Annotated in this window: 12 protein-coding genes and 1 pseudogene; 9 read left to right on the top strand and 4 right to left on the bottom strand. The window is 70.5% G+C overall.

What is annotated here, in order from left to right:
- Both JNL41_RS15105 and JNL41_RS15100 read right to left on the bottom strand, forming a co-directional pair.
- Positions 1-407: MarR family winged helix-turn-helix transcriptional regulator (locus tag JNL41_RS15105; RefSeq protein ID WP_293476317.1), on the bottom strand; the 407-nt coding region annotated here is incomplete at its 3' end.
- Between the two features lie 74 nt (positions 408-481).
- A complete protein-coding gene (locus JNL41_RS15100; protein ID WP_293476315.1) occupies positions 482-1,759 on the bottom strand; it encodes a Rieske 2Fe-2S domain-containing protein in 1,278 nt (425 codons plus the stop codon).
- A 91-nt stretch (positions 1,760-1,850) separates the two neighbouring features.
- On the opposite strand from JNL41_RS15100, the gene JNL41_RS15095 reads away from it, so the two are divergent.
- The 3 genes from JNL41_RS15095 to JNL41_RS15085 are packed head-to-tail and all read left to right on the top strand — an operon-like array spanning position 1,851 to position 4,530.
- A complete protein-coding gene (locus JNL41_RS15095; RefSeq protein WP_293476313.1) occupies positions 1,851-3,017 on the top strand; it encodes a Gfo/Idh/MocA family oxidoreductase in 1,167 nt (388 codons plus the stop codon).
- Complete coding sequence (locus JNL41_RS15090; protein ID WP_293476312.1) at positions 3,014-4,006, top strand: ABC transporter substrate-binding protein; 993 nt, start codon at positions 3,014-3,016, stop codon at positions 4,004-4,006. The genes JNL41_RS15095 and JNL41_RS15090 overlap by 4 nt, the downstream gene beginning before the upstream one ends.
- Positions 4,006-4,530 carry a MarR family winged helix-turn-helix transcriptional regulator gene (locus JNL41_RS15085; RefSeq protein WP_293476310.1) on the top strand — a complete coding sequence of 175 codons (525 nt, stop codon included), beginning with the start codon at positions 4,006-4,008 and terminating at the stop codon, positions 4,528-4,530. Before JNL41_RS15090 ends, JNL41_RS15085 begins: the two co-directional genes overlap by 1 nt.
- Here JNL41_RS15085 and JNL41_RS15080 read toward each other — a convergent pair.
- A complete protein-coding gene (locus tag JNL41_RS15080; RefSeq protein WP_293476308.1) occupies positions 4,523-5,020 on the bottom strand; it encodes a DUF3237 domain-containing protein in 498 nt (165 codons plus the stop codon). The two genes, JNL41_RS15085 and JNL41_RS15080, sit on opposite strands and share 8 nt — an antisense overlap.
- Before the next feature lie 10 nt (positions 5,021-5,030).
- Positions 5,031-5,501: a DUF3237 domain-containing protein gene (locus tag JNL41_RS15075; protein ID WP_293476306.1), complete on the bottom strand. Its 471-nt coding sequence runs from the start codon at positions 5,499-5,501 to the stop codon at positions 5,031-5,033.
- A 205-nt stretch (positions 5,502-5,706) separates the two neighbouring features.
- On the opposite strand from JNL41_RS15075, the gene JNL41_RS15070 reads away from it, so the two are divergent.
- From JNL41_RS15070 to JNL41_RS15045, 6 genes and pseudogenes are all read left to right on the top strand, one after another.
- Complete coding sequence (locus tag JNL41_RS15070; RefSeq protein ID WP_293476304.1) at positions 5,707-8,460, top strand: TonB-dependent receptor; 2,754 nt, start codon at positions 5,707-5,709, stop codon at positions 8,458-8,460.
- A 37-nt stretch (positions 8,461-8,497) separates the two neighbouring features.
- Positions 8,498-9,391: a 2-hydroxy-3-oxopropionate reductase gene (locus JNL41_RS15065; protein WP_293476302.1), complete on the top strand. Its 894-nt coding sequence runs from the start codon at positions 8,498-8,500 to the stop codon at positions 9,389-9,391.
- Between the two features lie 47 nt (positions 9,392-9,438).
- On the top strand, positions 9,439-11,586 hold the full coding sequence (locus JNL41_RS15060; RefSeq protein ID WP_293476300.1) for an alpha-amylase family protein: 2,148 nt from the start codon (positions 9,439-9,441) through the stop codon (positions 11,584-11,586).
- A 115-nt stretch (positions 11,587-11,701) separates the two neighbouring features.
- Complete coding sequence (locus JNL41_RS15055) at positions 11,702-12,496, top strand: FCD domain-containing protein (protein ID WP_293476298.1); 795 nt, start codon at positions 11,702-11,704, stop codon at positions 12,494-12,496.
- Positions 12,497-12,555: 59 nt separating this feature from the next.
- Positions 12,556-12,999 (top strand): annotated as a pseudogene (locus tag JNL41_RS22590) (cyclase family protein); the annotation flags it as partial.
- 223 nt (positions 13,000-13,222) lie between these two features.
- Positions 13,223-13,513 (top strand): TonB-dependent receptor (locus JNL41_RS15045; protein WP_293476294.1); only part of this gene is annotated, 291 nt, incomplete at its 3' end.

Genomic DNA, 13,513 nt, shown 5'->3' with positions numbered 1-13,513 from the left:
AGGAGCTGCGCGGCCCGCAGCAGCGCAGGCTGGCCCAGCCTGCGGCCCAGCTCCTCACCCATCAGCAGCATCGCGCGCTGCGCGTCCCGCCGCATGCGTTCGCCCTGCGCGGTGAGCACCACCTCCTTGACCTTCCCGTTGGTGGGATCGTCCGCCAGCGCGACGATTCCCAGCGCGACCATCTGGCTCAGGGTGGCGTGGATCGCCTGGCGGCTGACCCCGAGGCGTCGGGCGATGTCGGGAGGACGCCGCACGCCGAGCGCGATGTTGGCCATCACCATGGACTGCGGCCGCGTCACAGGCGGCCAGCCGCGCGCCTGGAAGTAGTTCTGAAGGCCTTCGTCGAACCAGTAGAAGCCCTGCAGGAGCGACAGGAGCAGGTGCCTGATATCTCCGTCCGCCGTCACCGAGCCGCCGCCTCCGTCGCGCAAGCGCCTGGAGTGCGGCGCGGCCCCGTCGATGTCAAAGCGTTTGACGCCGCCTACTCGGCGGCTTCGGCCGCCCGGGCGTTGCGGGTCGTGAACGCCCGCCAGTCCGACTCCCGCGGCACGACCCCCTCGAACGAGGCCAGGTCGACATGCCGCACCGCGCCGCTCGTGCCGATCGCCGGCTCCCCCGCCAGCGCGGCCTTCGCCGCCGCGGCCATCTGGCGGCGGAACTGGATGATCGCCGCGTCGCTGGAGCCCAGGTGGTCGGCGCTGCGGTCGGCGATCGGGCCCATGCTCTCCCACATCGCCATGTCCTGCGCCGGGATGCCGACGATGCCGGTGAAGTCGCCGGCCTTCATCTTCTCGCGGTCCTGCAGGAAGTTGTTCGAGAGGTTGCGCAGCTTGCGGTAGTCGGCGTCCAGGTCGACGCCCACCTCGGCCGCGCAGAACCGGCGCCAGGCGTCCTGCGAGATGCCCTTCGTCGGGTGCCAGGCGACCCAGTAGAACATGCAGTTCACGTCGTCGATCGGCACCAGCATCTGGGCCAGGTTGTACTGGTCGTTGGGGGGGATCAGCACCGTGAAGGGGGCGATGAACACCGTGGTGCGGACGTAGGCGTGGGTCTCGGGATCGCGGATCGGGCGGCGGACGGCGGCGTAGTGGAATCCGTAGTCCGTGGCCTGGACCTCGAGGCGCGGGGCCTTGTCGTCGGAGGGGCGCAGCCAGGCGGTGTCGGTGGCGGTCGAGCCCTCCACCTGCGCGGTCGGCATGTTGGTGGAGTGCAGGCTGGACGAGTGGGCGCTGTCGATCGCGCCCTCCAGGACCTGCGCCCAGTTGCAGGCCGCGTGAATCTTCACGATCGACGTCCTGGTCGTCGAAGTCGGCGCCCAGGCCGGCGCCTCGAACGGCCGCACGGCGTCGGCTTCGCCCAGCCACGCCCACACGAAGCCGCCCGCCTCCTGCACCGGATAGGCTCGGTGACGCAGGGACTTCATGCGGCTGTCCGGCGGCTCGGAGGCCATGTCCTGGATCTCGCCGTCCACGCCGAACTTCCAGCCGTGGTAGAGGCAGCGCAGGCCGCAGTCCTCGTTGCGCCCGAACGCCAGCGACGCGCCGCGGTGCGGACAGCGTTCGTCCATCACGCCCACGCGCCCCTTGGTGTCGCGGAACACCACCAGGTCCACGCCCAGCAGGCGCGAGCGCAGCGGCGTCCCGTCGGGCTCGGCGACCTCCTCGCTCATGCATACCGGCAGCCAGTGCTGGCGCATCACCCGGCCCATGGCCGCCTCGCCCTCGACGCGGCAGAGCAGTTCGTTGTCGGCGGGTCTCATGGGCGGTTGTCCGATCAGACTTAGATAGCTAAGTATTTTATGGGCCGGCGCGGCGGCTGTCCAGAAGCGGCGCAGGGGAGGGACGCGCGACATGGCCGACCGGGTCCTCCGCTTCGGCGTCATCGGCCTGAGCCGCGGCTTCGACCTGACGCGGCCGACACTGGCGCGCGATCCGCGCGTCCGGCTGGTCGCCGCCGCCGACCTGCGTCCCGAGGCGCGCGCGGCCTTCACCGCGGAATTCGGCGCGCCGGCCTACGACAGCGCAGAGGCGCTCTGCGCCGACCCGGAGGTGGAGGTGGTCTACATCGCCACGCCGCACCAGACCCACGCTGCGCTCGCCACGCTGGCCGCCCGCCACGGCCGCCACATCCTGCTCGAGAAGCCGATGGCCCTGGACCTCGCCGCCTGCCGCGCCATCGCCGCGGCGGCCGAGGCCGCCGGCGTGCAGCTCGTCGTAGGGCCCAGTCACGGCTTCGACCCCCCCGTGGCGGCGGCGGCCGGGCTCGTCGGCGGCGCGGCGTTCGGCGCGGCGCGCATGGTGACGGCCGTGACCTTCACCGACTTCCTCTACCGCCCGCGCCGGCCCGAGGAGCTGGACAGCGCCCGCGGCGGCGGCGTCGTGTTCAGCCAGGCCGTCCACCAGGTCGACGTCGTGCGCCGGCTTGTGGGCCGCCCCGTCCGCAGCGTGCGCGCCGCGACCGGCGTGTGGGACACGGCCCGCCCGACCGAGGGCGCGTACCAGGCCTTCCTCGCCTTCGACGGCGGCGCCTCGGCGTCGCTGACCTACTCCGGCTACGGCCGTTACGACACCGACGCCCTGATGGGCTGGACCGGCGAGACCGGCGCCGCGCGCGACCCCGACGTCCACGGCCTCGCGCGCCGCCGGCTGGCGGGGGCGGACGAGCCGGCGCTGAAGGCCGCCCGGGCCTACGGCGCCGCCGCGGCGTCCGCGTCCGCGCCCGTGGGGCACGAGCACTTCGGCTTCGTCCTCGTGGCCTGCGAGCGCGGCGATCTGCGGCTCACGCCCCACGGCGTCGAGGCCTACGGCCCGGACTCCCGCTGGACCGTGGACCTGCCGCCCCCGGCCGCCACCCGCCACGCGGTGATCGACGAGGTGTGGGACGCCGTCGTCGGCGGCAGGCCGCCGCTGCACGACGGGGCGTGGGGCGCCGAGAACCTCGCCGTCTGCCTCGCCATCCTGCGTTCGGCCGCCGAGGACCGCGAGATCGCCATCGCCGAACTGGAGACCCGCCCATGAGCAAGCTGCGCCTGACGCTGGCGTGCTGGGACTACGACCGCACCCGCGCCCTGGCCGACGGCCGCGTCCGCCCGGAGGGGATCGACCTCAACGTCCTGCCGCTGCACGTGGAGGAGACCTTCTTCCGCATGCTCCGCAACCGCGAGTTCGACGTCGCGGAGATGTCGCTCTCCTCGTACTGCGTGTCGCTCACGCGCGACGATCCCGCGTTCGTCGCGATCCCGGTGTTCCCGTCGCGGTTCTTCCGCCACTCCTGCATCTTCGTCTCGGCGCGGAGCGGCATCCGCGAGCCGAAGGACCTGGGGGGCAAGCGGGTCGGCGTGCCCGAGTACCAGATGACGGCGCCGGTCTGGATCCGCGGCATCCTCGCCGACGAGTACGGTGTCGATCCGGCCGGCGTGCGCTACGTCACCGGCGGGGAGGAGGAGCCCGGGCGCGACGAGAAGCTCAAGCTGAACCTGCCGCCGCAGTTCGACGTGACCCCGATCGGACCGGACAAGACCCTGTCGGCGATGCTGGCGGACGGCGAGATCGACGCCCTGCACACCGCGCGCACGCCCTCGACCTTCTATTCGCGCCCCGACGACGTGCGGCGGCTGTTCCCCGACTTCGTGGCGGTGGAGAAGGCCTATTTCCGGCGCACGGGCATCTTCCCGATCATGCACGTGATCGCCATCCGCCGCAGTGTCTACGAGGCCAACCGCTGGATCGCGCAGTCGCTGTTCAAGGCCTTCTGCGCCGCCCAGCAGGTCACCTACGACAATCTCGCCGTCACCTCGGCGATGACCAGCATGCTGCCGTGGCAGGTCGCGGCGGTGGAGGAAGCCCGCGCCGAGCTGGGCGCGGACTGGTGGCCCTATGGCTTCGCCCGCAACCGCGCGGTGCTCGACACCTTCCTGCGCTATCACCACGAACAGGGGCTGTCGCCGCGCCGGCTCGACCCCGAGGCGCTGTTCGCCGCCGAGACGTTCGAGGCGTTCAAGATCTGATGGCCGCTCCCCGACCCGATGACGCCGCTCCGACGGGGCCCGCACGGACCCCCTCGGGGGCGGACGACCTGCCGCCCGACCGCAGCCTGGGCTTCCAGGTGCGGCGCTGTCACCGGGCGTTCGATCGCGCGCTGAACGCCCACCTGGCCCGAGAGGGCCTCGCCAGCGGGTTCTGGTACTTCCTGCGGGCGCTGTGGCTGGAGAACGGCGCGACCCAGAGGCGCCTGGCCCAGATCAACAACGTCACCGAGCCCACCGCGGTGACGGTGCTGCGCGCCATGGACCGCCTGGGGCTGATCGAGCGCGCCCGCAACGCCGAGGACCGGCGCAAGGTGAACGTCTTCCTCACGGCGCGGGGCCGGGCGCTGAAGGGCGAACTGATGCCCCGCGCGCACCGGATCAACGAGGTCGCCGCCCGGGGCCTGTCCCCGGACGACCTGGAGACGTGCCTCAGGGTGCTGAAGACGATGTCCGAGAACCTGGCCGCCGAGACGGCCCGGATGTCGGACGAGCCGCTCAGGTGATGGCGTAGATGTAGTGCCGCACGCCGCCGGAGACCCGCTCGCCGACGCCCACCGCCAGGACCGTGTTCAGCCACGCGTAGCGCGGGTCGGGGGTCTCGAACACCGGGGCGATGTGGAGCTTGTAGCGCGACGGATCGACGGGCGGCTGCGCGGGGTCGCGGAACGCCTCGCCCACGTCTGCAGGGATCAGGCTGCGGCCCGTGTAGGCGACGTAGACGATCGCGCCGTCGTCGGTCTTCCAGACGCTGCGGGCGTCGAACGTGCCGACGGCCGCGCCGTCGGGGCCCACCGCCGACTGCGGCCAGTTGCCCCCGCCGGGCAGGATCTCGCCGCTCAGCCGCGGCCCCTCGAAGCGGCCGCCGGTGATGTAGCCGACGCGCCGGTTCGTCCACGGCGAAGGTCCGAGCGGAAGGATGTCGCCCACCTCGAAGGCGGCGCAGCACAGCGGCTCGCTTCTCAGCCGGCGATCGCCGAAACCGAACTCTGACACGGGCGTCTCCCTAGAGGACCTCGAACACTTCGTACTCGACCGAATGGCCGAGCGCCTTGCCGGACGCCACCGCGACGATGTCGTTCAGCCAGGCGTAGCGCGCGTCGCCGGTCTCGAAGACCGGCGCGGTGCGGAAGTAGAGCTGGCGGGCCTCGGCGTCGTCGGCGGGCCCGCCCTTCGCGCCGTGCGCGCGGGCGACCGCGTAGGGCCGCAGCACCCCCCTGTAGGACACGTAGATGCGCGCGCCGTCGTCGGTCTCCAGCGTGACCCTGGCGTCGAGCCGCAGCGTGCCGCCCGCGTCGATCGTGGCCCAGTCGCCGCCGCCGGGAAGCACGGTCCCGCGGAGCCGATCGCCCGCGAACTCGCCGCCCGTGACCTGGGCGATCATCCGCCGGCCGAAATAGGCCGCGCCCACGTCCTGCTGCGGCGAGGCCAGCGCGGCCCGGTACGTGCAGAGATGACGGGTTTCGAGTCGTCGCATGCGCAATCCCTTAGCATGCGAACCATTGTGCCGCAGAGCCTGGGTTCGTCCACCCCCTGCCGTGCGGAAGGCCGCGACGACCCTGTGGGTGGAGGTTATCGGCCATCCAAAATGGCCATTGCAGAACTTGGTACAATCATTTATCCAAAACTCGAACCGGCGAAGTCCGGCAAGGCGGCCGACGCTGCCTCCAGGGAGGGGATAGATGGCCAACAGGTCCCAGTTCTTCATGCTCCTGGCCGGGGTGAGCGCCGCCGCGGTCGCGACCTCGGCGATGGCGCAGGACGCCGCCGCACCGGCTGCAGGCGAAGCCGCGCTCGACGAGGTCGTCGTGACGGGCAGCCGCATCGCGCGCACCACCTTCGAGACGCCGACCCCGGTGACCGCGATCTCGGAGAAGCAGCTCGAAGCCAAGGCCGCCTCGACGGTGGTGGAACTGCTGCGCGACATCCCCGCGCTGCGCCCCAACCAGATCCAGGGCGGCGGCCGCAGCATCGGCGTCAGCAACTTCAACATGCGCGGCCTCGGCTCCAGCCGGACGCTGGTGCTGCTGGATGGTCAGCGGCTGCTGGACTCGAGCCCGGTCGGCGGCTTCGACGTCAACGTCATCCCCGCGCCCCTGATCACCCGCGTCGAGATCGTCACGGCGGGCGTGTCCTCGGTCTACGGGTCGGATGCGGTGACCGGCGTGGTCAACGTGATCCTCAACAACAAGCTCGACGGCGGCAAGGCGGACATCCAGTACGGCGTCTCCTCGCGCGGCGACTCCGAAACGGTGACGGCCAGCCTCGCGCTGGGCGGCAAGTTCCACGATGGCCGCGGTCGCGTCGTCTTCGCAGCCTCGTACCTCGACCGGCCGGACATCCTCTACCAGGGCCAGCGCGGCTGGGGCGACGACGGCGTCACGCTGGTGCCCAACGCCGCCTACACCGCCACCAACGGCCAGTTCCGCCAGTTGATCGTGCCGAACGCGCGGCTGTCGCAGATGACCAACGGCGGCGTGATCGTCACCGCGGGCCCGCTGCAGAACATCCAGTTCGGTCCGGGCGGCCAACAGAGCCTGTTCGTCCGCGGGACCAATTTCGGCACCGTCTGGATGCAGGGCGGCTCGGGCCTGCTGACTCAGCCCGACTTCGGCGTGCTGATCCCGTCGATCAAGCAGGAGAGCGCCTTCAGCCGCGTGACTTACGACGTCACCCCGGACATCGAGGCCCGGCTCGACTTCCTCGGCTCGCGGACGAAGGCCGTCTCGACCAACAACTTCAACTACAACAACGGCGACATCACCATCCGGCAGGACAACGTGTTCCTGCCCGCGAACATCCGCGCCGCGATGGTGGCCAACAACCTGGCGACGATCCGGATCGGGCGGACCAATCCCGAGACGGGGATCAACTACAACACCTCGAGAAACCATTATTATCGCGCCGGCGCCGGGCTGAAGGGCTCGTTCCTCGACGATTGGACCTGGGAACTGGGCGCGAGCTACACCTACTCGCTGGCCGAGAACACGGGCGAGTTCAACCGCAACCAGGCCAACTGGCTGCTGGCCCTGGACGCGGTCGCCGGCCCGAACGGCCAGCCGGTCTGCCGCTCGACCCTGACCAATCCGAACAACGGTTGCGCGCCCGCGAACATCTTCGGCGAGAACACGATCTCGCAGGCGGCGGTGAACTATGTGACCGGCACATCCTTCCAGCGGTCGTTCTCGCGCAGCCTGGACCTTGCCGCCAACGTCGGCGGCGAGCTGGGCGCGACCTGGGCCGGCCCGATCAAGGTCGCCGCGGGCGCCGAGTACCGCAGGGACACCGTCAACTCGAAGTCGGACCCGATCTCCAACATCAATGGCTGGCGGCAGGGCACGTTCGCCTCGTATGCCGGGCAGGTGAAGGTGTGGGAGGGCTACGGCGAGACCAGCGTCCCGCTCGCCAGGGATACGTCGTTCGCCCGGAGCATCGACCTCGACCTGGCCGGCCGCTACGTCGACTACTCCACCAGCGGTTCGACCGCGGTCTGGAAGGTGGGCCTGAACTGGGCGGTGAACACCCAGGTCCGCTTCCGCGGCGCGTACTCGAAGGACTTCCGCGCGCCGAAGATCGACGACCTCTTCTCGGCCTCGTCGCTGCGCGCCGGCACCACGGTCATCGACCGCACGACCAACCGCACGGCCAACATCAACACCCTGGCCGGCGGCAACCGAAACCTCGATCCGGAGGTGGCGCACACCTTCACGGCCGGCGTCGTGCTGCAGCCCGACTTCCTGCCGCGTCTGCAACTGTCGGCCGACGTCTTCGATATCGACCTGAAGGACGCGCTGACCGTCCCGACGGCCCAGGAAGTGGTCGACCGCTGCTTCGGCGGCGACCAGACGTTCTGCGCCGGCATCACCCGCGACGCGGCGAACACGATCACCCAGGTGCAGGTCACCGCCTTCAACTCGCAGACGCTGAAGACCCGCGGCATCGACTTCGAGGCCTCGTACCAGTTCCCGCTGGACGAGCTCGGCTCGGGCCTGTCGGGCGACGTGGGCCTGCGCACCGTCGTCACCTACGTCGACCGCCTGATCACCTCGACCGGCGCCTCGTCGGTGGATACGGCCGGCCAGTTGCAGGGCACCTTCGCGACCCCGAAGTTCCGCTCGTCGACGACGGTCAGCTACGCCAACGGGCCGCTGAATCTGCGCGCGCTGGTCAACGTGGTCGGCAAGGGCAAGTACGACAACACCTACGGCCCGCTCGATCTCGACAAGAACAACTACCCGGCGTTCGTCTACCTGGACCTGTCGGCGCAATACGACCTGACCGAGCGCGTGCAGCTCTACGCCAAGGTCGAGAACGTGTTGGACAAGGATCCGCCGCTGATCGCCAACGGGACCATCACGATCGCCGCCTCGGCCGGCTCGCAGTTCTACGACCTGCGCGGACGGTTCTTCGGCTTCGGCGCGCGATACCGCTGGTAGGCTCGGCCGGCCGCACAGAGTTGAGGGATCGAAGCGTATGAAGGTCGGGTTCGTCGGCGTCGGGATCATGGGGCGGCCCATGGCGGAGCATCTCCAGGCCGGGGGCCACGAGCTCCTGCTGGCGCAGCACCGCTCGCCGCTGCCGGCGGAGCTGCTCGAAGGAGGGGCGACGGTCTGCGGGTCGCTGCGCGAACTCGCGGCCGGGGCCGAGATCGTCGTCCTGATGCTGCCCGACACGCCCGACGTGGAGGCGGCGCTGTTCGGCGCGAACGGCGTGGCCGCGGGACTCCAGGCGGGCGCCTGCGTGATCGACATGAGTTCGATCGACCCGATCGAGACGCGGAAGTTCGCCGAGAGGATCCGCGCGCTGGGCTGCGACTACGTCGATGCGCCGGTGTCGGGCGGCGAGGTCGGCGCCAAGGCGGCCAGCCTCACCATCATGTGCGGCGCCGACGCCGCGGTGTTCGAGCGCGTTCAGCCGCTCTTCGCCCTGATGGGCAAGAACATCACGCGCGTGGGCGACGTGGGCGCGGGCCAGGTGGCCAAGGTCGCCAACCAGATCATCGTGGCGCTGAACATCGAGGCGGTGGCCGAGGCGCTGGTGTTCGCCAGCAAGGCCGGCGTCGATCCGGCCAGGGTGCGCGAGGCGTTGATGGGCGGCTTCGCGGCCTCTCGCGTTCTGGAGGTCCACGGCCAGCGGATGATCGACCGCACGTTCGCGCCGGGCTTCCGCATCGCGCTCCACCAGAAGGACCTGGGCCTGGCGCTCTCCAGCGCCCGCGCGCTCGGGATGTCGCTGCCGAACACGGCCAGCGCGCAGCAGTTGTTCAGCGCCTGCGTGGCGCGGGGCGGCGCCGACATGGATCACGCGTCGATGGTCCGGGCGCTCGAGGCGCTCGCCGACCACGAGGTCACGAGCACAGCCGGGTGAGCGCGCCGACGAACGGCCGCCACGCAACGACATCACTGGGAGGCGACATGGGCGACGAAGGCATCCAGGGCGGCGCATCACGACGGTTCGTGCTGCAGGGCCTCACGCTCACCAGCGCGGCGATCGCCGCGGGCGCGGCGGGCTCTGCCGTCGCCCAGACCGCCGCGGGGCAGAAGGGCTGGTGGGAGCGCGACTACCGGATCGTGCAGACCAACCTTCGCGAGATCGACGTGCTGGAGGATCCGCGCGTCATCGCCAGGGCCGTGAAGGACTTCGGCGGCACGGCCATCGTCTCGAACATCGGCGGCATCGTCGCCTTCTACCCCACGAAGCTCGAGCTCCAGTACAAGAACCCCTACCTCAAGACCGACTTCGTGGCGGAGATGATCAAGGCCTCGCACGACGAGGGCCTGGCCTATCTGGGCCGCTTCGACACCTCCAAGGCGCTGAAGCCCGTCTATGACGCCCATCCGGACTGGTTCGTGCTGAACCGCGACGGCCAGCCCACCGAGTTCGCCGGGACCTATCAGGCCTGCCCGAACGGTCCGTGGCTCCAGGACTATGCGCTGAAGATGCTGCGCGAGGCGCTGACGGTCTACAAGCCTGACGGCGTCTTCTTCAACGGCGTGGGCTTCGGCCAGAACGACTACGCCGGCCGCGCGCGCGGCAACTGCGTCTGCAACAACTGCAAGACCAGGTTCCGCGAGATGTACGGGCTGGAACTGCCCAAGCAGGAGGGATTCGGCGATCCGAACTGGCGCCAGTACCTGGAGTTCCAGGACCGCGTCGTCGCCGACCTCTTCAAGCGCATGCATGCGCTGGCCGACGAACTGATCCCCGGTGCGCCGATCTTCCGCCACGACGACTACGAGTATGTCGGGCGCTTCGAGCTGCAGCGGCGCGTGCGCCGCCCGGCGCCCGAGTGGCAGTACCAGGCCGGCGAGCAGGCGCGCTGGGCGATCGGCCGCAATCCCGGAAAGCCCATGTCGTCCACGTCGACGGCGCACATCGACTATCCGTGGCGCCAGGTGACCGAGACGCCCGACTATCATCTGAACCGGTTCGCCCAGCAGCTCGCCTGCGGCGCCCGCCTCGACCTCTACCTGATGGGCTCGCTGGCCGACCAGGACGACCAGACCTGGCTGCCGCCGGTCTCGGCGCTCTTCAAGTGGGAGGCCGCCAACAGCCGCCACTACGCCAGGACCACCCCGATCGGCCGTGTCGGCCTCTACGAGTCGGAAGCCACCCAGCGCTACGCGGCGGCGACCCCGTGGGCGAGCTACCGCAACGGCTCGTTCCGCGGCGCCTACTCGGCGCTCGTCGACTCGCGCCTGCCGTTCCAGTCGGTGAACGGCGAGCGGGTGGTCGAAGGCAAGACGAAGCTCTCCGACTACGACGTGATCGTGGCCTCGCACATGCTGTGCATGTCGGACGCCGAAGCCGCGGCGCTGGACGCCTGGGTGGCGAACGGCGGCCTGCTGATCGCGACGGGGATGACCGCCGGCTTCGACGGCGCCGGTCGCCCGCGGGCCACCACGGCGCTGGCCTCGCTGCCGATCGAGGCTTACGGCGAGCCGCAGAAGGCGGAGGGCTGGTCGCTGGATCCGACCAAGGGTCCGCTGCGCTTCAGCGCCAATCGCGTCCCCGTCGATGCGCTCTACTTCGGCGGACGCCTGCGGCCGGGGACCACCGACCTCGTCCCGTTCGCGCCCGACGAGCGCTGGGGCCCGCCCGAGTTCAGCTACGCCATCCCCGGCGACACGCCGCGCAAGATTCCCGGCGTCGCCGTGCGCGCGCACGGCAAGGGTCATGCGGTGCATATCCCCTGGCTGAACGAGTGGCAGTACTACCGTGACGGTCTGCCGATGCATCAGCAGCTCATCGCCGCGCTCGCCGCCAGGTACGCCCCGGCGTCGCGCTGGGCCCTGACCGGCGACGGCCCGCTCGAACTGAACGCGCTGCGCACGGGCGACGGCGGCACGCTGCTGCACGTGATCAACTACGCGGGCCAGCGCAACGGTCGCTACGACATGCCGCCGAAGCTGCACGGCCTGCGCCTGGGGGTCCAGGGGGCGGGAGCGGGCGCCAGGGCCCTGGTCGGCGGCCAGGCGCTGAAGGGCGTCGCGAAGGATGGACGGACCTGGTTCGACCTGCCGCCGGTGGGTGCGTTCGAGGCCGTGCTGATCCCGGCCTGACGGCGCGCTGGCCAGCCGTCATGACCGGACGCCAGAATGGCCAGGGCGGCCCCCGGCTGTATCGTCGCCGGCCGCTCGGGCTATATGATCAATCTCCTGTCTTGGGCGGGGACGAATGAATACCCAAACCATCAGGCCGGCGAAGCTGGCGGACGCGATCGCCGAGCACATCCAGCAGATGATCCTGGAAGGTTCGCTGCGGCCCGGCGAGCGGTTGCTGTCCGAGCGCGAGCTGTCGACCAAGCTGGACGTATCGCGCCCGTCGCTGCGCGAGGCGCTCGACAAGCTGATCGACCTGGGCCTGCTCACCACCAACGCCCAGGGCGTGGCCTATGTCAGCGACAGCGTCGGCCGCTCGCTGCGGGATCCGCTTGTGCTCCTGATGGACACGCCCGAGGCGCGGATCGACTGCCTTGAACTGCGTTCCGTGGTCGAGGCGGCGGCGGCGTCGCTGGCGGCGGAGCGGGCGTCCGAGGTCGACCGCGAGGCGATCAGCCGGTGCTTCGAGGCGATGGTCGCCGCGCACGACGAGCAGGACGTGGACAGCATCGCCAAGGCCGACGCGGAGTTCCACTTCGCGATCTACGAAGCCAGCCACAACATCATGATGCTCCACTTCATGCGGAGCCTCGAGAGCATCCTGCGCTCGAACGTCTACCTGAACCGCAAGAACCTCTACGAGCATCGCAACCAGAAGGACTCCCAGCTCCAGGAGCACCGCGCGATCTACGAAGCGATCATGGCGCGCGATCCCGTGCAGGCCGGCGAGGCCGCCCGCCTGCACATGACCGCCGCGATGCAGACCCAGCGCGAGATCTACGAGGCCGAGCGTCGGCTCGAGGCCTCCATCCGCCGGCTGGCCCGCAACGATCTGGTGGCGCCGCGCAAGAGCCGTTCGGCGGCCGAATAGCGACCGCCCGAGCCTGGCGGCGCACGGGCCGGCGATCCCGCAGCAGGGAAGGGAAGCTCATGGACTCGTCATCCCCGATCGTCGGGCGCCGAGGTGTCTTCGGTCTCATGTCGGCCCTGGCCGCGCTGGCGACGCCGGCCGCCGCCGCGCCGGTCGCCCCGGCGGCCGCCGCGATCAGCCTGCACGGCCGCCCGCTCCGGGTGGTCGACATGACCCACGAACTGACCGACGACTTCAACCTCAGCCCGCCGCGCACGCGCATCGCCATGCAGGCGATCGACGGCTCGGGCGTGGCGGTCGGCATGAAGCTCAACCTGCTCTCGCTGGTCGAACACACCGGCACCCACATCGACGCCCCGCGCCACTTCGGCGATACGGGCCGCAGCCTGGGCGAGATCCCGGTCGGCGACCTGGTCGTTCCGCTCGCGATCCTGGACCTGAAGGGCAAGGCGCGGGCCGATCGCAACGCTGGCGTGACGCCGGACGACATCGCCGCCTGGGAGCGCCGGCACGGTCGGCTCCCCGCGGGCTGCTGCGTCGCGCTGAACTCGGGGTGGGACCCGATCGCGGAACGCCGGCGTTCGGCCACGCATCTCGGCCGAGCCCTTCGAGCTGCCTGCCGGTCCTGTCGCCATCGCCCTCGGCGCCGAGATCCGCCACCAGTCGCTGAGCCAGACCAGCAACAGCAACCCGGCCCTTCCGGTCGATTTCACCGGCGTTCGCGGCGTGAACACGACGAACCGCTTCGCCGGCGTGAACATCGGCGTCGCCGACGGCGAATACACCGTGAAGGAGGTCTACGGCGAAGTCGCGGTGCCGGTGCTGAAGGACAGCGCGGTCGGCGACCTCGATCTGAACGGCGCGGCTCGCTATACCCACTACAGCACCTCGGGCGCGGTCACGACCTGGAAGGTCGGCGGCAGCTACAAGCCCGTGCCCGACCTGCGGATCCGCGGCACGCTCTCGCGGGATATCCGCGCGCCCTCGCTGTTCGAGCTGTTCGCGGGCAAGCAGCAG

This window comes from Phenylobacterium sp. (genome assembly GCF_016793285.1).
Classification (GTDB): domain Bacteria; phylum Pseudomonadota; class Alphaproteobacteria; order Caulobacterales; family Caulobacteraceae; genus Phenylobacterium.
The sequence above is the reverse complement of the archived record's forward strand: the minus strand, read 5'-3'. Positions and strand labels throughout refer to the sequence as shown.

What these genes read in the sequence shown, in the direction of transcription:
- JNL41_RS15100 (WP_293476315.1), bottom strand. Translation starts at nt 1,759, where the DNA reads ATGAGACCCGCCGACAACGAACTGCTCTGCCGCGTCGAGGGCGAGGCG.
- JNL41_RS15095 (WP_293476313.1), top strand. Translation starts at nt 1,851, where the DNA reads ATGGCCGACCGGGTCCTCCGCTTCGGCGTCATCGGCCTGAGCCGCGGC.
- JNL41_RS15090 (WP_293476312.1), top strand. Translation starts at nt 3,014, where the DNA reads ATGAGCAAGCTGCGCCTGACGCTGGCGTGCTGGGACTACGACCGCACC.
- JNL41_RS15085 (WP_293476310.1), top strand. Translation starts at nt 4,006, where the DNA reads ATGGCCGCTCCCCGACCCGATGACGCCGCTCCGACGGGGCCCGCACGG.
- JNL41_RS15075 (WP_293476306.1), bottom strand. Translation starts at nt 5,501, where the DNA reads ATGCGACGACTCGAAACCCGTCATCTCTGCACGTACCGGGCCGCGCTG.
- JNL41_RS15070 (WP_293476304.1), top strand. Translation starts at nt 5,707, where the DNA reads ATGGCCAACAGGTCCCAGTTCTTCATGCTCCTGGCCGGGGTGAGCGCC.
- JNL41_RS15065 (WP_293476302.1), top strand. Translation starts at nt 8,498, where the DNA reads ATGAAGGTCGGGTTCGTCGGCGTCGGGATCATGGGGCGGCCCATGGCG.
- JNL41_RS15060 (WP_293476300.1), top strand. Translation starts at nt 9,439, where the DNA reads ATGGGCGACGAAGGCATCCAGGGCGGCGCATCACGACGGTTCGTGCTG.
- JNL41_RS15055 (WP_293476298.1), top strand. Translation starts at nt 11,702, where the DNA reads ATGAATACCCAAACCATCAGGCCGGCGAAGCTGGCGGACGCGATCGCC.